Genomic DNA, 18,596 nt, shown 5'->3' with positions numbered 1-18,596 from the left:
CAGTCGCAGGGCACATTTGCCATCAGTTCCCGGTTATCGGTGTTGCAATTACACAACCCGCAGCGGGGGAGTGCTCGGGTATACTGCCGCGTTTTGTGATGCCCTGCGTCAAATGTAGCGCACCGGTGGCCAGTGCCCGAACCTTTTCAAGGTTTGCGGCCGTGCCGGATCGCGCTGGCGCAGGGGTGTTTCGGCGATTTCTGGAGTTTCTATGCTCGAACAGGCTCAACGCGTACTCAAAGACATCTTCGGCTACGACAGTTTCCGTGGCCGTCAGGGTGACATCATTGAGCGCGTGGCCAGTGGCGGTGACGCCTTGGTGCTGATGCCTACCGGCGGCGGCAAATCCCTGTGCTTCCAGGTACCGGCATTGTTGCGCGATGGCCTGGCCGTGGTGGTTTCGCCGTTGATCGCCCTGATGGACGATCAGGTGGCAACCCTTGAAGAACTCGGGGTGGCGGCTGCGGCCCTGAACTCGACCCTCAGCGCCGAACAGCAGCGTGATCTGGCCAACCGCATCAAGCGCGGTGAGGTCAAAATGCTCTACCTGGCGCCCGAGCGTCTGGTACAGCCGCGCATGATGGCGTTTTTGCAGAGCCTGGACATCGCCCTGTTTGCCATCGACGAAGCCCACTGCGTATCGCAGTGGGGCCACGATTTCCGTCCGGAATACCTGCAACTGGGCCAGCTGGCCGAAGTGTTCCCCAATGTGCCGCGTATCGCCCTGACCGCCACGGCAGACAAACGCACCCGCGAAGAAATCGTTACCCGTCTGCATTTGCAGAACGCCGAACGCTTTCTGTCGAGTTTTGACCGCCCCAACATTTTTTATCGCATCGTGCCTAAAGAGCAGCCGCGCAAGCAGTTGCTGGCGTTCCTCTCGGAGCGACGCAGCGACGCGGGCATCGTGTATTGCCTGTCGCGCAAAAAGGTCGATGAAGTGGCGAAGTTTCTGTGCGAGCAGGGCTTCCCGGCCTTGCCGTATCACGCCGGTTTGCCGAGTGATACCCGGGCCGCCAACCAGAAGCGCTTCCTCAACGAGGAGGGGCTGATCATGGTGGCGACCATCGCGTTTGGCATGGGGATCGATAAATCCAACGTACGTTTTGTCGCGCACCTCGATTTGCCCAAGTCCCTTGAAGCTTATTACCAGGAAACCGGTCGGGCAGGGCGTGATGGACTGCCGGCTGATGCCTGGATGGCCTACGGTCTGCAAGACGTGGTGATGCTCAAGCAAATGCTGCAAAACTCCGAGGGCGATGAGCGACACAAGCGTCTGGAGCACCACAAGCTCGATGCCATGCTGTCGTTGTGCGAAGAAACCCGCTGCCGTCGTCAGACCCTGCTCGCGTATTTTGATGAAGACATGCCGCAGCCTTGCGGGCATTGCGATAACTGCGTGGATGGCGTTCAAACCTGGGATGCCACCGAGCCTGCACGTCAGGCACTTTCGACGATTTATCGAACGGGCCAGCGTTATGGCACCGGGCACTTGATCGACGTGTTGCTGGGTCGAGAAAACGAAAAAACCCGCAGCATGGGTCATCAACACCTGTCCGTATTCGGTGTTGGCAAAGACCGCAGCGAAGGCGAATGGCGCACGCTGTTCCGCCAGCTGGTAGCCCGTGGCCTGGCCGACATTGATATTGAAGGCTATGGCGGCTTGCGGTTGAGCGACACCTGTCGCCCGTTGCTGCGTGGCGAAGTGACCCTGGAACTGCGTCGCGAGCTCAAGCCGCAAACTTCGGTCAAGAGCAGTTCTGCCAGCCCGGCCAGTCAATTGGTGCGCGGCGAAGAGCGCGAGCAGTGGGAAGCCCTGCGTGCGTTGCGGCGCAAGTTGGCCGAAGAACACGGCGTGCCGCCTTACGTCATCTTCCCCGACTCAACCCTGCTCGAAATGTTGCGCAGCCAGCCGACTTCCTTGTCCGAGATGGCAACGGTCAGCGGTGTGGGCGCGCGCAAGCTGGAGCGTTACGGCGAGGCGTTCCTCGAAGTGCTGGGCGGGCAGGCCGAAACGCCAAAAGTGGTGGCCGATATCCGTCACGAGCTGATCAGCCTGGCCCGGGCCGGCATGACTCCGTTGCAGATCAGCGGGCAATTGCAGTGTTCTGAAAAGAATGTTTACACAATGCTGGCCGAGGCCATTGGTCGTCAGGAGCTTTCGCTGGAACAGGCTCTGGACTTGCCTGAAGACCTGATGGAAGAAGTGCAGGATGCGTTCCTGGATGGTGAAGGTGAATTGCCGAGCGTGGCCAGCATCGCCGAGCAGTTCAAGGGCCGTGTACCGGAAGGCGTGCTGTATTGCGTACGTGCGGCGCTGCAATCTGAGTTTGAAATGTGACCATGTTGCTGATTTTGTAACGATTGATTGACTTGCACCTCTTGCCTATGAGCAAGCGGCATGCTTAGCTGACTAATAATTAGCTTCACTCTATTTTCAGTCTAATCATCGAGTTTTTTATGCCGTTAACCGATCAGCACCGTTTTGGTATGCAACTGGCCCAAATGTCTCGTGGCTGGCGTGCCGAGCTGGATCGTCGTCTTGCCGGTCTGGGGTTGTCCCAGGCGCGTTGGCTGGTGCTCTTGCATCTGGCCCGCTTTGACGAAGCGCCGACTCAGCGCGAACTGGCCCAAAGTGTTGGCGTTGAAGGTCCGACCCTTGCTCGTTTGCTCGACAGCCTTGAAGCCCAGGGCCTGGTTCAGCGTCACTCGGTGGTTGAAGACCGTCGCGCAAAGAAAATCGTCCTGAGTGATTCTGCCCGTCCGTTGATCGAGCAGATCGAAGCCATCGCCACGGCGTTGCGCCAGGAGCTGTTTGTGGGTATCGATGAAGAAGAGCAGCGCATTTGCCTGCGCGTCCACAAGCGCATTCTGGATAACCTCGAGAAGAACTGATGTAGACCTGTGGGAGCGGGCTTGCTCGCGATGCAGGCGGCGTGGTGCATCCGGGTGGCCGCGTCGATGCAATCGCGGGCAAGCCCGGCTTCCACAAGTTCTGTGCTGTTTACAGCTCTCTGTGGGCGGGCTTTCAGAACGTCTGCCCCAGGTTCAGATACAACGCTTTTTGGTCATCATCGTTAAAGCCATAGCTGAAGTTCAGCGGGCCCAGCGGTGTGTCGAAGCCGATAAAAATACTCGCCGCATTGATATAGCCGCTGTCGAACTCGTTGTCGTTGTTCCAGGCGCGCCCGCGCTCCAGCGAGGCACCGGCATACAGCGGGAAATCAAACGGCAAATACGAGCGCGGTGTGAGGCGACGATAGTACACGGCCCGCATCAGGCTGATGTTCTGCCCAGAGATCCCGTCCTCCCTGAACCCGGACAATTGCCGTGCTCCGCCCAGCAGGAAGCTGGAGGTCACCACATTGGCCTTGTCCAGCGTGCGCCCGTAGCGCCCGCCCAGAATCCAGGTGTCGGGCCCTGAACTCAGGGCCTTGTCCAGATTGAACTCCCACTGACGATAACGCTCATCCGAGCCAAGCCCCGGTTCGAATTGGCGCACGCTCAGGCTGATGTCTTCACCCGAATGGGGGAAGTACACGTTATCCAGAGAGTCGAAGGAGTATTTCAGGTCGTAGAAGCCTTCGTTGAAGCTGGTACTTGGCAAGTCACGTTCCCCAATTCGCACGTCGGCCTTGCCCCATGCCTCGCCCACTCCCAGACGGATCTCGCCGCTGTTGCCGATTTGACGACCAAAATTGAGGCCAAAACCGTAACGCTCAAGTCGGTATTCGGCAATGGGGTCGTTGTCGAGGATGGCTTCCACGTTTTGTGACTGGGCGTTGATGTAGGGCGCAACGAAGTAGCGCGATCCCGCATCCAGCGGCTGGTAAAACTCGCTGTACAGCTCTTGCTTGTCGCCAATCTGCACCCGCGTCAGCCACTCTGCGCCCAGGGTATTGATGCCGTTGATGCGGTAACTGGCGCCGATATTGAATGCGCTGTCGCCGCGCATATCGTCAGACAGGTTCAGTCCCAGGCGCAGATAGTCGGTACCGCTGCGTTTGCCGCGGGCGCTGATCACCAGGGTGCGATCCTTGCCCTTGTGCACCACGCGGTATTGCACCTGATCGAAGTAGTCCAGCCCGTACAGCGTGCCCATGTCCCGTTGCAGGCGGCCCAGGTCCAGCGGTTCGCCAATGGGTTGGCGAATGTAATAGCGGATCACCGAGTCGCCGATTTTAGAGTCGTTTTCGATCCTGATCGCGGTAATGACCGGGGTGCGCTCTTCGGGGGAGCGGGCCTCGGCCAACTGAGTGCTGGAGTCATGGCGCAAGCTGGCCAGGCGTTTTTCGAGAATCTGTGTGGCGCGGTAGCCGGCGTTGATGATGTCTTGAGAGCGACCAAAATCAGTGGCGCCATAACTGGCCAGTGCGGGCTGGATCAGAATGTCATCGGGCTTGAGTGACGCAAGCTGTATCTCGGAGTTGCTGCGGGTCATCAGGGTGATGGACTGATTGAGGATGTCGAACACGGTATTGAGTTGTTTGCGCCCGCGAAGGGGGGTGCCGATATCCACCACGATGACCATGTCCACGCCCATCTCGCGGGCCACATCCACGGGAATATTGTCGACCATGCCACCGTCAACCAGCAGTTGACCGTTGATCTCAACCGGGGCGAACACCGCCGGGATCGACATGCTGGCGCGGATCACCTGGGGTAGATGGCCTTTGCGAAACACCACCTTTTCACCATTGACGATATCAGTGGCGACGGCGCGGAACGGGATCGGCAGCTTGTCGAAATCACGGATGTCGCTGCTGTGGGCCAGCAGGCTTTCGAGCAGTAACGCCAGGTTCTGGCCCTGAATCACGCCCAATGGCAGACCCAGACTGCCATCATCACGGAAACTGAGTTGCTGTTTGACCAGAAAGTCACGGTCGTCCTGCTTGCGCCGGAACGGTACGTCTTCGCGGGCCGGGGCATCTGACAGGGCTTCTTGCCAGTCGATACCCAGCGCGAGCTTTTCCAGCTCATCGATCTTGTAGCCCGAGGCATACAGGCCGCCGATCACCGCTCCCATGCTGGTCCCCGCGATGGCATCGATCTGGATGCCTTGCTCTTCAAGGGCCTTGAGTACGCCGACGTGGGCCAGACCGCGGGCCGCCCCTCCGGACAGCACCAGGCCGATTTTGGGCTTGCCCGCTTCAGCGGCAAACAGCACCAGGGGACATAAACACAGGAGTAAACAGCTCAGCAGGCGGCGCATCATGAATCTCTGGGCAAGCGACAAAGGCGGCTATTATAGCGGCGCCTTTCCTACAAGAGCCTTTGAAATCATGCCGTCGAACAAACCCGAAATTGTCATCACCTACTGCACCCAATGCCAGTGGCTGCTGCGTGCTGCCTGGCTGGCTCAAGAATTGCTCAGTACTTTTGCCGAAGACCTTGGCCGGGTCGCGCTGGAGCCTGGTACTGGCGGGGTGTTTCGCATCACCTGCGACGGCGTGCAAATCTGGGAGCGCAAGGCCGATGGCGGCTTTCCCGAGGCCAAGGTCCTCAAGCAGCGGGTTCGCGACCAGATCGACCCGCAGCGCGACCTTGGGCACAACGACCGGGTTCAGTGAGCCGCGGCATCCAGCGCGGGCTTGCCTGGAGCATGGCCGCCGGCCATGCGGCTCGACACCACGATCGCGACAATAATCAGCAGCCCGCCCAGTAGCATGCGCAGCGAAGGTGTTTCGTGGAACAACAGCCAGGCCAGGGTGATGCCATAGACCGGCTCCAGGGCAAAGACCACGGCGGCAGTGCGCGCCTTGATCACGGCGAGGCTGGCGACGAACAGGCTGTGAGCCACGCCCGTGCACAGCACGCCCAGCAGGCAGATCCACAGCCAGTCCAGCGGTCGGACATCGCTTAGCTGCGGGGCGGCAAATGGAAGCAGGCACAAGGCGACCACCGCGTTTTGCCACATTGCCGCCTGTACGGCGGGTACCCGGCCCGAGTTGGCCCGGTTGTTCAGTGACAGCAGGGAGAACAGCAGGCCCGAGGCGATCGACCACAGCAGCCCTTCGGTCGCCTGGCTGGCCAGATCAAAACTCGGGGTGACGAGGATCAGTCCGACGCTGACCAGTACCACCAGAATGATTTCGTTGAGCCGAATGCGTTCGCGAAAAATCAGCCCTTCGAGAATCACCGTGAATGCCGGAAAACTGGCAAAGCCCAGGGTTGCAATCGCCACCCCGGCGATCTTGACCGAGATAAAAAAACTCACCCAGTGCCCGGCCAGCAGTAAGCCGCTCAACAGCAGGTTGCGGGCATCGCGCAGGGTCAGCGTGTACCAGCTGCGTTTGGCCAGACCGGCGAAGCAGACAAGGGCCAGAACCGCAAAGGCGGCGCGGCCAAAGACGATGATTGCAGCCGAAGCGGCCGCCAGCTTGCCGAATACGCCCGTCAGGCCAAACAGCAAGGCACCGATGTGCAGGGCACCCAAAGCGGTACGCGGAGTCATTGCAATCCTTAAATCAATACGGGCAAGGCGTGCAGTCTAAGGGGCGGGGCGGGGAGCTGTCTGTCGTGAGACTGGCGTCAGTTGTCGCCAGACTCGCGGCGCAGTACCGAAGGCGAGGCTCCGAATTCCCGGAGCATGGCGGCTGCAAAAGCGCTTTGTGAACTGTAACCGACGCGGCTGGCGACTTCGCCAATGGGCAGGGGGCTGTGGCGTAACAGCGTCAAGCCGCTGTACAGACGGCGTTGGCGAATGTAGTCCATGGGCGTTTGCCCGCTCTCGCTGACAAAGCGACTGTGCAAGCGGGCGCAGGAAAGACCGGCAATCTGCGCCAGATCTGCAACCTGAAGCGGGTAGGCGGCATTTTGTGCGATGTAGGCATCCATGGCGGCGTAGGGCAAGCGTCGGGCTTGTGCCTGCTCAGGCGCGAGCGGGTTCAAGCTGGCCAGCAGCAGAATCGCACCTTGGCGGGCAATCAGCGGATCACTCACAGGACTGCTGGCCAGCCAGCTCACCAATTGGTGTTGCCTGGGGTCCAGGACCAGGTGACCGGTCGTGTCGAGAAGGCGACGGCTGGCATCGGCGTGCTCGCCCAGGGTTTGCCCGAGCCAGTTTTGCCCCGGAACGTCGAGCACCAGGCAGTGGCTGCCTTGCGGGCTGCCGCAGGTGTGGTGAGCGCCTGCGGGAATAATGATCAGATGCTGCTGACGTAACAGGCTGGCGCGTCCGTCCACTTCGAAATCGAGTTTGCCGGACAGACTGATCACCACCTGCGCGTGCTCATGGCTGTGAGCAATCACCTCTTGGCGGTAATGACGCAGTGACAGGATTTGGTCCATGGCGACCTCATGTGTGGATCAGTGCCGCCAGAATGCCGGGATGCACAGTACGAACACGGTAATGATCTCCAGGCGACCTAGCAACATGCCCAGGGACAGAATCCACTTGGCTGCATCCGGCAGGCTGGCGAAGTTGCCGGAGGGGCCAATGGTTTCGCCCAGCCCCGGTCCAACGCCGGACACTGTACTGGCAGCGCCGGTGAGGGCGGTCATCCAGTCCAGCCCCAGCAGCGAAAGGGCCAGGGCGATCACGCAAATGGTGATGGCAAAGAAGAACGAAAAGGTCAAAATCGAGCGTACGATTTCTTCGTCGAGGCGGTGGCCGTTGTACTTCTGCTTGATCACTGCACGAGGGTGGATCAGCTGATTAAGGTTGGCCTTGAGCAGGATGTAGGCGACTTGAAAACGGAAAATCTTGATTCCGCCAGCAGTCGAGCCCGAACATCCGCCAATAAAGCCCAGATAGAAGAACAGCATAAGCGAGAAATTGCCCCACAGGCTGTAGTCGCCCAGGGCGAAACCAGTGGTTGTAACAACCGACGTCACGTTGAGCGCAACATGGCGGAAGGCGTCCCAGTAAGGCATGTTGGTGGTCCACCACAGCCAGGCGCTGAGTACGATCCAGGTCACCAGCAGCAGGCCCAGCAAACCTTGAACCTGCTGGTCCTTGATCAGCGCCTTGCGATGGCCGCGCAAGGTGGCGACATACAGGGTAAACGGCAAGCTGCCCATGATCATCACGGCGATGGCCACCCAGTGCACTGCCGGTTGTGACCACTTGGCCAGCGACTGGTCGGAGGTTGAGAACCCGCCGGTGGAAATGGCCGACATGGCGTGGTTGATCGCGTCAAACACACTCATGCCTGCCCACCAGAACGCCAGGCTGCCGATGATGGTGATGCCGACATAAGCGGCCACAATCAGTCGCGCCACCATGTGCGAGCGGGGCATGACCTTTTCGGATCGGTCAGAAGATTCGGTCTGGAACAGGCGCATGCCACCGATTCGCAGCAGGGGCAAAATCGCTACCGCCATGCCGATAAAGCCAATGCCACCCAGCCAGTGGAGCATTGAACGCCACATCAAAATGCCCGGGGACATGGTGTCCAGCCCGCTCAGGACCGTGGAGCCGGTGGCGGTAATGCCGGACATGCTTTCGAAAAATGAGTCGGTGTAGCTGATGTGCTGCGTCAGCAAAAATGGCAGTGCGGCGAAGATGCACACGATGACCCAGCTGGACACCGTCAGCAGGTACATGTCCCGTGGACGCAGGTGAACCTGCTCGGGGCGCCCGGGTATCACCAGCGCCAAACCTGCAACAAATGTAATCAGGCTGGCCCACAGGAAAGATGGCAAGTCGCCCAGGTGGTCGTAAATCACCAGGGTCAACATGGGCACAGCCATGCTGATCGCGAGCGTAATCAGGAAGATGCCGATAATAAAACCGATGATGCGTAAGGTCGGCAACGCCATGAAGTCAGCTCGGGGATGAAAGAGGGGCGCCATTCTACCTGTGGTCTGGGCTATGTAAACTGCCAGGCCCTCGGGAGATACCGTTAGAATAGCCGCACATTTTCTTCAGGAGGTGGCCAATGGAGGCTCTCGACGCTTTGCTCAACCGTGTTTCTGCCCCGCGCTTGCTTGATCCGGCGCCGACGGCCGAGCAACGTGAAGTACTGTTTGCGGCCGCCTTGCGTGCGCCGGACCACGGCCAGTTGCGTCCTTACCGTTTTTTGACGGTTGAAGGCGAAGCGCGCAACCAGCTGGGTGAAATACTTGCCGAGGCCGTGCAGGCCCAGGGCAGCGAGGTGACACAAGCGGCATTGGACAAGGCTCGCGCCATGCCTTTGCGCGCACCGTTGGTCGTTGTGGTGATTGCCCGTTTGCAGGATCACTTCAAAGTACCGAAATCCGAGCAACTGATTACGGCAGGCTGTGCAGCCCATGCCATTGAACTGGCAGCTTTTGCCCAGGGCATTGGTGCGGTATGGCGTACCGGTGAATTGTCCTATGCGCCACATGTGGCCAAGGGACTGGGGCTGGGCGAGGGCGAGGAAGTGGTCGCGTTCTTGTATCTGGGGACCGCGCAGAACGAACTGCGTACCGCGCCGAAAGTGGATAGCGCCGAGTTCGTGAAGGCGTGGCCGGTCAAGTAATCCCGGATCTCGAAACCTGTGGGAGCGGGCTTGCTCGCGAGGGCATCACTGCGGTCATCCAGACAAACCGCGTCGCCTGCATCGCGAGCAAGCCCGCTCCCACAACAGCAGCGCAAACGCCGCATCAGATTTACAGATTGCCGTTGGGCTCCAGCGGCAACTCCAGCGTGGCAATAAACCCACCATCCGGATGATTGCCCAGCACCAGGCGCCCGCCATGACGTTCCGCAGCACGGCGTGCAATGGCCAGTCCCAGCCCGTGCCCGGCGGCCGTCTGGCCAGGCGCGCGGAAGAACGGTTCGCCCAGTTGTGCCAAGTGCTCCTCGGCGACCCCGGGCCCGTGGTCGCGTACCTTGATAGTGATGTGCTCGCCCTCGCGCGCCGCACTCAACTCGATCGGCTGACCGGGCGGGTTGAAACGTTGCGCATTGCGCAGCAGGTTATCCACCGCCCGCTCGATCATGGTTGGCCAGCCATTGAGGCTCAAATCCGGCTCGGCAAGCAATTGCACGGCTTGCTCGGGGGCCGCCATCGACGCATCCTTTTGCACCGCGGCGAGCAGGGCATTGAGCTCCACGTGCTCTGCGCTGGCCTGGTCGGCATCAACCCGGGCCAGGGTGAGAATCTCACTGATCAACGATTCAAGCCGATCGCATTCGCGGGTCAGCCGTGGCCACAGTTTTTCCCGCTCCTCAGGTCCGGCGCGCTCGGCCAGTGCCAGGGCGATTTTAAGGCGGGCCAGTGGCGAGCGCAGCTCGTGGGACACGTCGCGCAGCAACTGGCGCTGACTGCCGATCAAACTTTGCAGGCGGGCGCCCATGCGGTTGAAGTCGGTGGCCAGTACGCCAAACTCATCGCGGCGCGAGGCCAGTCGCGCCAGGCTGTTCTGCTGGTAGGTGGTTTGCCCCAGATCATGCACTGCAACTCGCAGGCGGCTCAGCGGCCGGGTGATGGAGAGGGTGACCATCAGGCTGAACAGGGTCAGTACCACCAGGGCAATCCCCAGGGCACTCAGCGGCCAGATCAGGCTCTGGCGATGCCAGGCATCCAGTTCCGGGTGTGGAATGCGATAAATCAGCAGGTAGGTTTCGGCGGTTTTTGGGCTGGTGTATTCGACCGTCAGGCGGCGCCAGGGCAACTGCTCTTCGCCCGGATGCTGGCGAGCTTCCCAGGCCGCTGCCCGGCGAGGGAACGTGCCGCGAACCACGGGGTCGCCACTTTCGTTAAGTACCTGCACGTCGATGTGATAGCGACGTTTACGCTTTTCGAGGAAGTCTTGGGCGGCGTCGGCGCCCTGGGTTTCGTAGCGCTCAGTCCATTGTTGCGCCAGGTTGGCGATCCCTGGGTGGCGGGAAAGAATCCACGCGTCCTGATTGAGCATGTGCCCCATCAGGATCGAAAGCCCTGCGACCAAGGCAATCGCCAGCCAAAAGCTGGCAAGAATGCGCCAAAACAGTGATCGCACGGTAATTCCTCGCGGGTAATGGGTTAAAACGAGTAAAGCCCAACGGCCAAAGGCCGTTGGGCTTCATGTGCGCGTGGATTATTGCGCTTTAGGAGCTTGCTGTGCTTTCCATTCCTTGAACTGCTTCCACTCAGCCTGGCGCTCGGTGCGTTTCTGTTGCATCTCGTCGAAGCGTTTTTGCTGATCAGGCTTGAGCAAGGCACGGATATCGCTCTGGGTCTTGTCGTGCTTGGCCTTTATCTCGTCTTTCAGTGCTTTTTGATCAGCGGCTGGAAGTTTTTCCAGGTACTTCTCGACCAACTGCTTGCGGTCATGCATTTGCTCGCCCATCAACTTGCCAATCTGCTGGCGTTGTTCGCGGCTCAGGTCCAGTTGGCTGTAAGGGGCTTCGCCGCGACCGTGGTGCTCGCCACCGTGACGTGGGCCCATTGAGCCGTCGCCACCAGGCATGGCCATTGCGACGGTTGGCAGTGCTGCAGCAAACATCAAAGCAATTAGAGTCTTACGCATGGTGTGTCTCCTTCGATTACGTTCCGGTGAATCCGGATGCGCCCAGTTTAGGGAGATCAAGGTCAAGCGCTGTCAGCCCTGCGTAAAGCTTTGGTAAAGACGGTTTTGCGGGGTATTTACATACGCTCCCGGCAAAAAGGGGTTATGCGCTGTAAAAGTAACCACGGCTGCGCAGCGCCACAATACGGGGGCTGCCGTCGGGGTGGGGGCCAATCTTCTTGCGCAGGTTGCTGATGTGCATGTCCAGGCTGCGGTCGTACAGGGTCAGCTTGCGGCCCAGGGCAATCTGCGCCAGTTCCTGCTTGTCCAGCGGCTCGCCCGGTTGACGCAGCAGGGCTTCAAGAATCCGGCTTTCAGACACGGTCAGCGTGATGTCGCGCTGGTCGATCGTGACCACGCCGCGCATGGGGCTGAAGCACAAATCCCCCAGCTCCATCTGGCTGGATACCGCTGCCGGGTGGCTGCGGCGCAATACAGCGCGCAGGCGGGCAGTCAGTTCCCGGGGGTCGCAGGGTTTGGCCAGGTAGTCATCGGCGCCCAGTTCGAGCCCCAGAATGCGGTCCAGGGGTTCGCCACGGGCTGAAAGCATCAGCACCGGCAAGTCCGGATGATCGCTGCGCAGTTGTTTGAGCAGCTCAAGGCCACTGCCATCTGGAAGCATGACATCCAGCACCACGGCATCGGGGCTGGACTCGTTCAACGCCTTGCGGGCGGTTGAACCGTCATGGCAAGCGCGAACCTGGAAGCCTTCCTGGCTCAGCCAACTGACGAGAAGCTCACACAGCTCCTCGTCATCATCTATCAGTAACAGGTCGCTCATGACTTACTCGATTTAACCAGTGCCGACGTTGTCTACGTCGGCTACCGGCAAAGATACCCCAGGGAGGCGGGTTACGGCAGGACTTGCTTGAACGGCTTGACGATGACACTGGCATACACGCCAGCAGCAACGAAGGGATCAGCCTCGGCCCAGGCCTGGGCGATGGTCAGGGATTCGAACTCGGCCACGATCAGGCTGCCGCTGAAGCCGGCAGCGCCCGGATCATTGCTGTCGATGGCCGGATGAGGGCCGGCCAGCACCATGCGACCTTGCGCGTTAAGCTGTTGCAAGCGCTCAAGGTGCGCAGGGCGGGCAGCCAGGCGAGCTTCAAGCGAGTTGGCGACGTCTGTTGCAATGATGGCGTAGAGCATGTCAGTCCTTGGTCTTGGGGGTGGTTGGATCGGTGTCATGCAGATGGCGCGACAGGTAGATGCCTTGGCCGATCAGGAACAGCACGGTCATGCCCAGGCTGCCGAACACTTTAAAGTCGACCCAGAAGCTTTGATAGGTGAACGCAACGTAGAGGTTGGCCGCGCCGCAAAACAGGAAGAATGCGATCCAGGCCAGGTTCAGGCGTGTCCATACCGCGTCGGGCAGGGTCAGTACATGACCCATCATGCGTTTGATCAGCAGTTTGTCGCCGATAAAATGGCTACCGGCAAACACCAGTGCAAACAGCCAGTTCACCACCGGCGCTTTCCACTTGAGGAAGGTTTCGCTGTGGAAGGCGAGGGTCAGGCTGCCGAACACCAGGCAGGCTATCAGGGTCAGCCATTGGCTTTTTTCAAGTTTGCGCTGTTTAAAAAACAGAATTCCGTACACCACCAGCGAACTGGCAATCAGCATCGCCGTAGCGCTGTAAATACCCCCGACCGACAGGCTGTGCCCACCGATTTCGATGATGCGTGGGTCGGTTTTGTAAACGATGAAAAACAGTAGCAGCGGGATGAAGTCGATGAATTGTTTCACAGTGGCAGCCAGAAGCAGGATGTGGCGGCATAATAACAAACATCAATGACAGCGAAAGTGTCAGCTAGAGGTTATTAAATCCCCGTGGAAATTGACTTGCATTGCCATAGCACAGCTTCCGATGGCGCCCTGGCGCCTGCGGTACTGGTCGCGCGTGCGTTCGAGAAAGGTGTGCGAGTCCTGGCCCTGACCGATCACGACACACTTGAAGGTCTGGACGAAGCCCGCACAGCGGCGCAGGCGCTGAACATGACCTTGATCAACGGCGTCGAATTGTCGTGTACCTGGGGCGGGGCCACGATTCATGTGCTCGGCTACGGTTTTGATGTCAATGCCCCGGCGTTGGTCGAGGCCATTGCCAAACTGCATGAGGGTCGCTGGCTGCGGGCCGAGGAGATCAGTCGCAAACTGGCGCTCAAGGGCATGCCCGGCGCACTTGAAGGCGCGCGGGCCATCCAGCAAGGGCTGGGTGACAGCGGTAATGCCCCGGCCCGTCCGCACTTTGCCGATTTTCTGGTCGAGGCCGGGTACGTCAAGGATCGCGCCGAAGCCTTTCGCAAGTGGCTGGGGGCGGGCAAGCTGGGCGACGTCAAACTGCATTGGCCGACCCTTGAAGACACGGTCGCCACCCTGCGTGCAGCCGGGGCCTGGGTAAGCCTGGCGCACCCGTCGCACTACGATTTCACCCGCAGCAAGCGCCGACGTCTGATTGGCGACTATATTCAAGCTGGGGGTCACGCTATTGAAGTGGTCAACGGGTATCAGCCAGCCGATCAGGTAGGCAGCCTGGCGATCCTTGCGCGTGAGTTCGGTCTGCTGGTCAGTGCCGGCAGTGATTTTCATGGTCCGGGAGGTTGGTCCGAGATTGGCGAGTACCGCCCGGTCCCGGAAGATCTGCCGCCATTGTGGTGTCGATTCAAATATGAACAGCCCACTGCTAACGTCTGAACAGGTAAACACTGTGAGTCAATTTTTCCAGATTCATCCGGAAAACCCTCAAGCGCGCCTGATCAAGCAGGCCGTCGAGATCATCAAAAAGGGTGGGGTGGTGATTTATCCCACCGATTCGTCCTATGCCGTGGGTTGCCAGATGGGCGACAAGGGTGCGATCGAGCGGATCAAGCGCTTGCGTAACCTGGACGACAAGCACAACTTCACCCTGATGTGCTGCGATCTTTCCCAGCTGGGGCTGTTCGCCAAGGTCGATACCGGCACGTTCCGTTTGCTCAAGGCCCACACGCCGGGGCCTTACACCTTCATTCTCAACGCCACCCGCGAAGTGCCGCGCCTGCTGCTGCATCCCAAGCGACGTACTATCGGCCTGCGGGTGCCGAGCCACCCGATTGCGCTGGCGCTGCTTGAAGAGCTGGGCGAGCCGCTGATGAGCGTGACGCTGATTTTGCCGGGCGAAAGCGAGCCGATGGAAGATCCGTACGAGATTCGCAATGCCCTGGAAAAACAGGTCGACCTGATTATCGATGGCGGTTTTGGCGGCAACAAGGCCTCGACCGTGATCAGCCTGGTCGACAGCGGTGATCCCGAGATTGTCCGTGTGGGTTGCGGCGATCCTGAACCGTTTATGGTCGAGGCCTGATGTCTGACGTTCAAGCTCCTGAGGCGGTAGAGGCCCAGGCCGGTGTCCAGCAAGAACTCTCGCTCGCTATGGTCTATGGCCAGGCGGTCATCGAAATGCCGCAAGACCTGTACATCCCTCCGGATGCGCTGGAGGTGTTCCTCGATGCCTTTGAAGGCCCGCTCGACCTGCTGCTGTACCTGATCCGCAAGCAAAACATCGATATCCTCGACATTCCGGTGGCAGAAATCACCCGCCAGTACATGGGTTATGTCGAGCTGATGAAAACCGTGCGCCTGGAGTTGGCCGCCGAGTACCTGGTGATGGCCGCCATGCTGGCCGAGATCAAGTCCCGCATGCTGTTGCCTCGCTCGGTCGAAATCGAAGAGGACGAGGGCGACCCCCGTGCCGAACTGATTCGCCGCTTGCAGCAATACGAGCGTTTCAAGGCTGCCGCTGAAGGGATTGAAGGGTTGAGCCGGGTAGGGCGCGAGGTGTTTGTGCCCAAACTCGATGCCCCTGAAGCCCGGGCCCGCAAGCTGGTGCCGGATGTGGCGCTGGAAGAGTTGCTGATGTCCATGGCTGAAGTGTTGCGCCGAACCGACATGTTTGAAAGCCATCAGGTCAGCCGTGAGGCCCTGTCGACCCGCGAACGCATGAGCGACGTGCTCGAACGCCTCAAGGGCGGCGGCTTTGTGCCTTTTGTCGAGCTGTTTACTGCCGAAGAAGGCAAGTTGGGCGTGGTCGTGACGTTTATGGCCGTGCTTGAACTGGTCAAGGAGTCGCTGGTCGAGCTGGTGCAAAATGAACCCTTCGCGCCGATCCATGTGCGGGCAAGAGCCGAATAAAGAGCTGAAACCATGAATTTGACTGAACCCCGCGAGCTTGCCTCCTTGCTTGAGGCCTTTCTGTTGGCCTCGGGAAAGTCGCAAAGCCTTGAGCGCCTGTTTGAACTGTTTGAAGAAGGTGAGCGTCCGGAACCGCCTGTATTCAGGAAGGCCCTGGAACTGCTGCGCAAATCCTGCGATGGCCGAGCGTTTGAACTCAAGGAAGTTGCCTCGGGCTATCGCCTGCAGATTCGAGAAAAGTACTCGCCGTGGGTCGGGCGTTTGTGGGAAGAGCGCCCGCAGCGCTACTCGCGAGCCATGCTTGAAACCATGGCGCTGATTGCCTATCGCCAGCCCATCACGCGGGGCGAGATTGAAGACGTGCGAGGTGTGGCGGTTAACAGCCACATCGTCAAAACCCTGCTTGAGCGAGAGTGGATCCGCGTGGTGGGCTATCGCGACGTGCCGGGCAAGCCTGCGATGTTCGCAACCACCAAGGGTTTTCTCGATCACTTCAACCTCAAGAGCCTCGACGAACTGCCGCCGCTGGCCGAGTTGCGCGAGCTTGAGCCTGATCCGATCCTCGATTTCGACGACGCTCCGGTGCCTGCGCACCTTCAGGCCCTGGCCGACGAAAGCGCCGAGCCGGAAGAGCCCAAGGATGAAACCAGCTTCCGTACCCTGCTGACGGAACTGGACTCGATGGAAGAAGGTCTCAAGACCGACTTTGACGATTTGCTGCGCGACGCTGTGCCCGTCGATGTTCCGGAGCCGGAAGCAGAGGTAGCGGTAGCGGTAGCGGTAGCGGTAGCGGTAGCGGTAGAGGTCGAAGTAGAGGTAGAGGTGCAACCACAACCGGCGCAACCCTCTGCGGCCGAGCTGGCCCGCGAGCGATTGCGCGCTGCCGTTGCGGCCCTTGAGCAGCGATCGGCCTTGAGCGATGAAGAGCGTGAGGCTCAGGCACTGGCTGAAGCCATCGAGCAGGAGCGCCGCGAGCAGCAAGATTGACAAATCTTTGTAGTCGCTGCCGAAGGCTGCGATCGAGCCCGCAGGGGTCGTGCTTTTTAAAACGAAGGTACTGCGGCAGCCTTCGGCAGCGACTACACATAAGTGGGAGGGCAGTAATGACTTCACCCAAAGACCCCTGCATCGGCGTCTGCAAATTTACCGATGACATCTGCATCGGTTGCGGGCGCACCAAGCGTGAAATCAAGGCCTGGAAGAAACCCGGCAAAGACGAAAAGCGTGCAGTACTGGCGGAGTCGGCGCTGCGTTTGCTGGCGTTTGAGGCCACCGGTCGGCGGAAAAAGAAGTAAGTCGACCACTTCGTGACTAGCCTTTGATGCGCAATGGCCAACATCAGCGTATGATTCGCGACCCTTTGGCGCTCGATAGAGCCCCAAGGCCCATTTTTAACACTTCAGGCGTTCGCCTGAATTGACACACCGGGAGGTGCCCAGATGAGTGATCTAGACCCTAAAGACAGCCAGGAAATTGGCCCAGCAGGCGAAAAACTGCAAAAAGTCCTCGCCCGTATTGGCGTTGGCTCGCGTCGCGACGTAGAGAGTTGGATCAGCCAGGGCCGTATCAAGGTCAATGGCAAGGATGCAACCCTGGGTCTGCGCGTAGACCTGCACGACGCCATCTCCATCGATGGCAAGGTGATCAAGCGTGAAGAGGCAGCCGAATCGGTTCGCCGCGTGATCATGTACAACAAACCCGACGGCGAAATCTGCACCCGTGACGACCCTGAAGGCCGTCCGACCGTGTTCGACAAACTGCCGCGTCCAAAAGAAGGCCGCTGGATCAACATCGGCCGCCTGGACATCAACACCACCGGCTTGCTGATGTTCACCACCGACGGTGAGCTGGCCAACCGCCTGATGCACCCTTCCTACGAAATGGACCGTGAATACGCGGTACGTGTACGTGGCGAAGTGGATGACGAGATGATCGAGCGCCTCAAGGCCGGCGTTGTGCTGGAAGACGGCCCTGCGCGTTTCACCGACATCAAGCAGGCTCCGGGCGGCGAAGGTTTCAACCATTGGTACCACTGCGTAGTGATGGAAGGCCGTAACCGTGAAGTACGTCGCCTGTGGGAATCCCAGGGCCTGGTGGTCAGCCGCCTGAAGCGCGTGCGTTTCGGTCCGGTGTTCCTCAACTCCGACCTGCCGATGGGTCGCTGGCGCGAAATGAGCCAGTTTGAGGTTGATATCCTCAGTGCTGAAGTTGGCCTCACGCCGGTTGCCATGCCGCAGATGAACGCCAAGAGCAAAGACAAGCTGGAGCGTATGCAGCGTAAATCCTCGCGCCCTGTGGCTCGTGGTGATCGTGTTGCCCGCGTTCTGCGTCCGGCCGAAGGTGCCCCGTTGGCTCCGCGTCCAGCCCGTCAGCCACACATCGAAGGCGAGCGCCCGGCGCGTCCTGCCCGCGATGAGGCTGCTCGTCCGGCACGCAAGCCGGCAGGTCGCACTGACCGCGTACCTGCGGGTCGTGGTGCGCCGGTTGCCGAGCGTCCGAGCGAAGTCAACAAGCGTCCAACCAAGCCAAGCCGTTCAGGCCCCAAGCTGGTTGACGATGCACCGTCGGGCAAGCGTCGTGGCGCTCCGGCCGGTTCCGGCCAGCGTCCAGGCTTTGGCCGTCGCAAGCCGCAGTAAGCGTTAAGCGCTGTACAAAAAACGCCAGCCCCTCGGGGTTGGCGTTTTTTTATGCCTGAAAAAAGCCTTCGGCAGGTGCAGCAGGCAATAAATTAGGTGGAAAATAATCGTTACAGCTCGTCAACAAATTCATACGAATTCAGCCACTTACCGCCATTAAACCGCTGAAATTACTTCGCTGTAATGAAAATTTGCCGAGTTTTATAGAATTAGGACACTTCCTACATAGATTGCGGCTTGTTTCGTCTTGCTATCGGCTGTGTGATGGGATCTTGCCTACGTGCGGGTGTACAATGCGCCGCGTTTTAACTGTGACTCAATTGCGTACC

19 protein-coding genes are annotated in these 18,596 nt (G+C 59.7%); 10 read left to right on the top strand and 9 right to left on the bottom strand.

Annotation, left to right across the window (positions count from 1 at the left end; all coding sequences use genetic code 11):
- Positions 1–211: 211 nt before the first annotated feature.
- Both recQ and V6P94_RS19960 read left to right on the top strand, forming a co-directional pair.
- Positions 212–2,341, top strand: a complete 2,130-nt coding sequence (gene recQ, locus V6P94_RS19965) for a DNA helicase RecQ (protein WP_133079002.1) — start codon at positions 212–214, stop codon at positions 2,339–2,341.
- Between the two features lie 119 nt (positions 2,342–2,460).
- Positions 2,461–2,895 carry a MarR family transcriptional regulator gene (locus V6P94_RS19960; protein ID WP_133079003.1) on the top strand — a complete coding sequence of 145 codons (435 nt, stop codon included), beginning with the start codon at positions 2,461–2,463 and terminating at the stop codon, positions 2,893–2,895.
- Between the two features lie 133 nt (positions 2,896–3,028).
- Here the strand turns inward: V6P94_RS19960 and V6P94_RS19955 are convergent, their stop codons facing one another.
- Positions 3,029–5,212, bottom strand: coding sequence for a patatin-like phospholipase family protein (locus tag V6P94_RS19955; RefSeq protein WP_133079004.1), 2,184 nt, complete (start codon positions 5,210–5,212; stop codon positions 3,029–3,031).
- Between the two features lie 70 nt (positions 5,213–5,282).
- Here V6P94_RS19955 and V6P94_RS19950 point away from each other — a divergent pair, with 70 nt between their 5' ends.
- Complete coding sequence (locus V6P94_RS19950) at positions 5,283–5,570, top strand: SelT/SelW/SelH family protein (protein WP_133079029.1); 288 nt, start codon at positions 5,283–5,285, stop codon at positions 5,568–5,570.
- On the opposite strand, the gene V6P94_RS19945 is transcribed toward V6P94_RS19950, so the two are convergent.
- The 3 genes from V6P94_RS19945 to V6P94_RS19935 form a co-directional block, all read right to left on the bottom strand.
- Positions 5,564–6,454, bottom strand: coding sequence for a DMT family transporter (locus V6P94_RS19945; RefSeq protein WP_338648437.1), 891 nt, complete (start codon positions 6,452–6,454; stop codon positions 5,564–5,566). The two genes, V6P94_RS19950 and V6P94_RS19945, sit on opposite strands and share 7 nt — an antisense overlap.
- A 77-nt stretch (positions 6,455–6,531) precedes the next feature.
- Entirely contained in the window at positions 6,532–7,290 is a 759-nt protein-coding gene (locus V6P94_RS19940; RefSeq protein WP_338648435.1) for an AraC family transcriptional regulator, read from the bottom strand.
- 18 nt (positions 7,291–7,308) lie between these two features.
- Positions 7,309–8,763, bottom strand: coding sequence for a potassium transporter TrkG (locus V6P94_RS19935; RefSeq protein ID WP_133079007.1), 1,455 nt, complete (start codon positions 8,761–8,763; stop codon positions 7,309–7,311).
- Between the two features lie 119 nt (positions 8,764–8,882).
- On the opposite strand from V6P94_RS19935, the gene V6P94_RS19930 reads away from it, so the two are divergent.
- Positions 8,883–9,446, top strand: a complete 564-nt coding sequence (locus tag V6P94_RS19930; RefSeq protein WP_338648433.1) for an NAD(P)H nitroreductase — start codon at positions 8,883–8,885, stop codon at positions 9,444–9,446.
- Positions 9,447–9,576: 130 nt separating this feature from the next.
- On the opposite strand, the gene V6P94_RS19925 is transcribed toward V6P94_RS19930, so the two are convergent.
- From V6P94_RS19925 to V6P94_RS19905, 5 genes are all read right to left on the bottom strand, one after another.
- Positions 9,577–10,911, bottom strand: a complete 1,335-nt coding sequence (locus V6P94_RS19925; protein WP_338648431.1) for a HAMP domain-containing sensor histidine kinase — start codon at positions 10,909–10,911, stop codon at positions 9,577–9,579.
- A gap of 78 nt (positions 10,912–10,989) precedes the next feature.
- Positions 10,990–11,421 carry a Spy/CpxP family protein refolding chaperone gene (locus V6P94_RS19920; RefSeq protein ID WP_133079010.1) on the bottom strand — a complete coding sequence of 144 codons (432 nt, stop codon included), beginning with the start codon at positions 11,419–11,421 and terminating at the stop codon, positions 10,990–10,992.
- A gap of 142 nt (positions 11,422–11,563) precedes the next feature.
- On the bottom strand, positions 11,564–12,241 hold the full coding sequence (locus V6P94_RS19915) for a response regulator transcription factor (RefSeq protein ID WP_338648429.1): 678 nt from the start codon (positions 12,239–12,241) through the stop codon (positions 11,564–11,566).
- A 71-nt stretch (positions 12,242–12,312) separates the two neighbouring features.
- Complete coding sequence (locus V6P94_RS19910; protein ID WP_133079012.1) at positions 12,313–12,612, bottom strand: YciI family protein; 300 nt, start codon at positions 12,610–12,612, stop codon at positions 12,313–12,315.
- Between the two features lies 1 nt (position 12,613).
- Entirely contained in the window at positions 12,614–13,210 is a 597-nt protein-coding gene (locus tag V6P94_RS19905) for a septation protein A (protein ID WP_133079013.1), read from the bottom strand.
- An 84-nt stretch (positions 13,211–13,294) separates the two neighbouring features.
- Here V6P94_RS19905 and V6P94_RS19900 point away from each other — a divergent pair, with 84 nt between their 5' ends.
- The 6 genes from V6P94_RS19900 (at position 13,295) to rluB (ending at position 18,267) form a co-directional block, all read left to right on the top strand.
- Positions 13,295–14,158, top strand: a complete 864-nt coding sequence (locus V6P94_RS19900; protein WP_133079014.1) for a PHP domain-containing protein — start codon at positions 13,295–13,297, stop codon at positions 14,156–14,158.
- A 13-nt stretch (positions 14,159–14,171) separates the two neighbouring features.
- Positions 14,172–14,804 (top strand): L-threonylcarbamoyladenylate synthase, encoded by a 633-nt coding sequence (locus V6P94_RS19895; RefSeq protein ID WP_133079015.1) that lies wholly within the window; start codon positions 14,172–14,174, stop codon positions 14,802–14,804.
- 128 nt (positions 14,805–14,932) lie between these two features.
- The gene (locus V6P94_RS19890) at positions 14,933–15,631 is read left to right on the top strand and encodes a ScpA family protein (protein ID WP_162207958.1); all 699 of its coding nucleotides are present in this window, start codon (positions 14,933–14,935) and stop codon (positions 15,629–15,631) included.
- A gap of 12 nt (positions 15,632–15,643) precedes the next feature.
- Positions 15,644–16,618: an SMC-Scp complex subunit ScpB gene (gene scpB, locus V6P94_RS19885; RefSeq protein ID WP_338648425.1), complete on the top strand. Its 975-nt coding sequence runs from the start codon at positions 15,644–15,646 to the stop codon at positions 16,616–16,618.
- 116 nt (positions 16,619–16,734) lie between these two features.
- Positions 16,735–16,926 carry a DUF1289 domain-containing protein gene (locus V6P94_RS19880; protein WP_338648423.1) on the top strand — a complete coding sequence of 64 codons (192 nt, stop codon included), beginning with the start codon at positions 16,735–16,737 and terminating at the stop codon, positions 16,924–16,926.
- 144 nt (positions 16,927–17,070) lie between these two features.
- Entirely contained in the window at positions 17,071–18,267 is a 1,197-nt protein-coding gene (gene rluB / locus V6P94_RS19875; RefSeq protein ID WP_133079019.1) for a 23S rRNA pseudouridine(2605) synthase RluB, read from the top strand.
- The last annotated feature ends 329 nt before the right edge of the window (positions 18,268–18,596 follow it).

Origin of the sequence: Pseudomonas sp. ML2-2023-3 (assembly GCF_037055275.1) — a bacterium.
Lineage (GTDB): Bacteria > Pseudomonadota > Gammaproteobacteria > Pseudomonadales > Pseudomonadaceae > Aquipseudomonas.
Note: the sequence above shows the minus strand (reverse complement) of the source record. Positions and strands in the feature narration are given on the sequence as shown.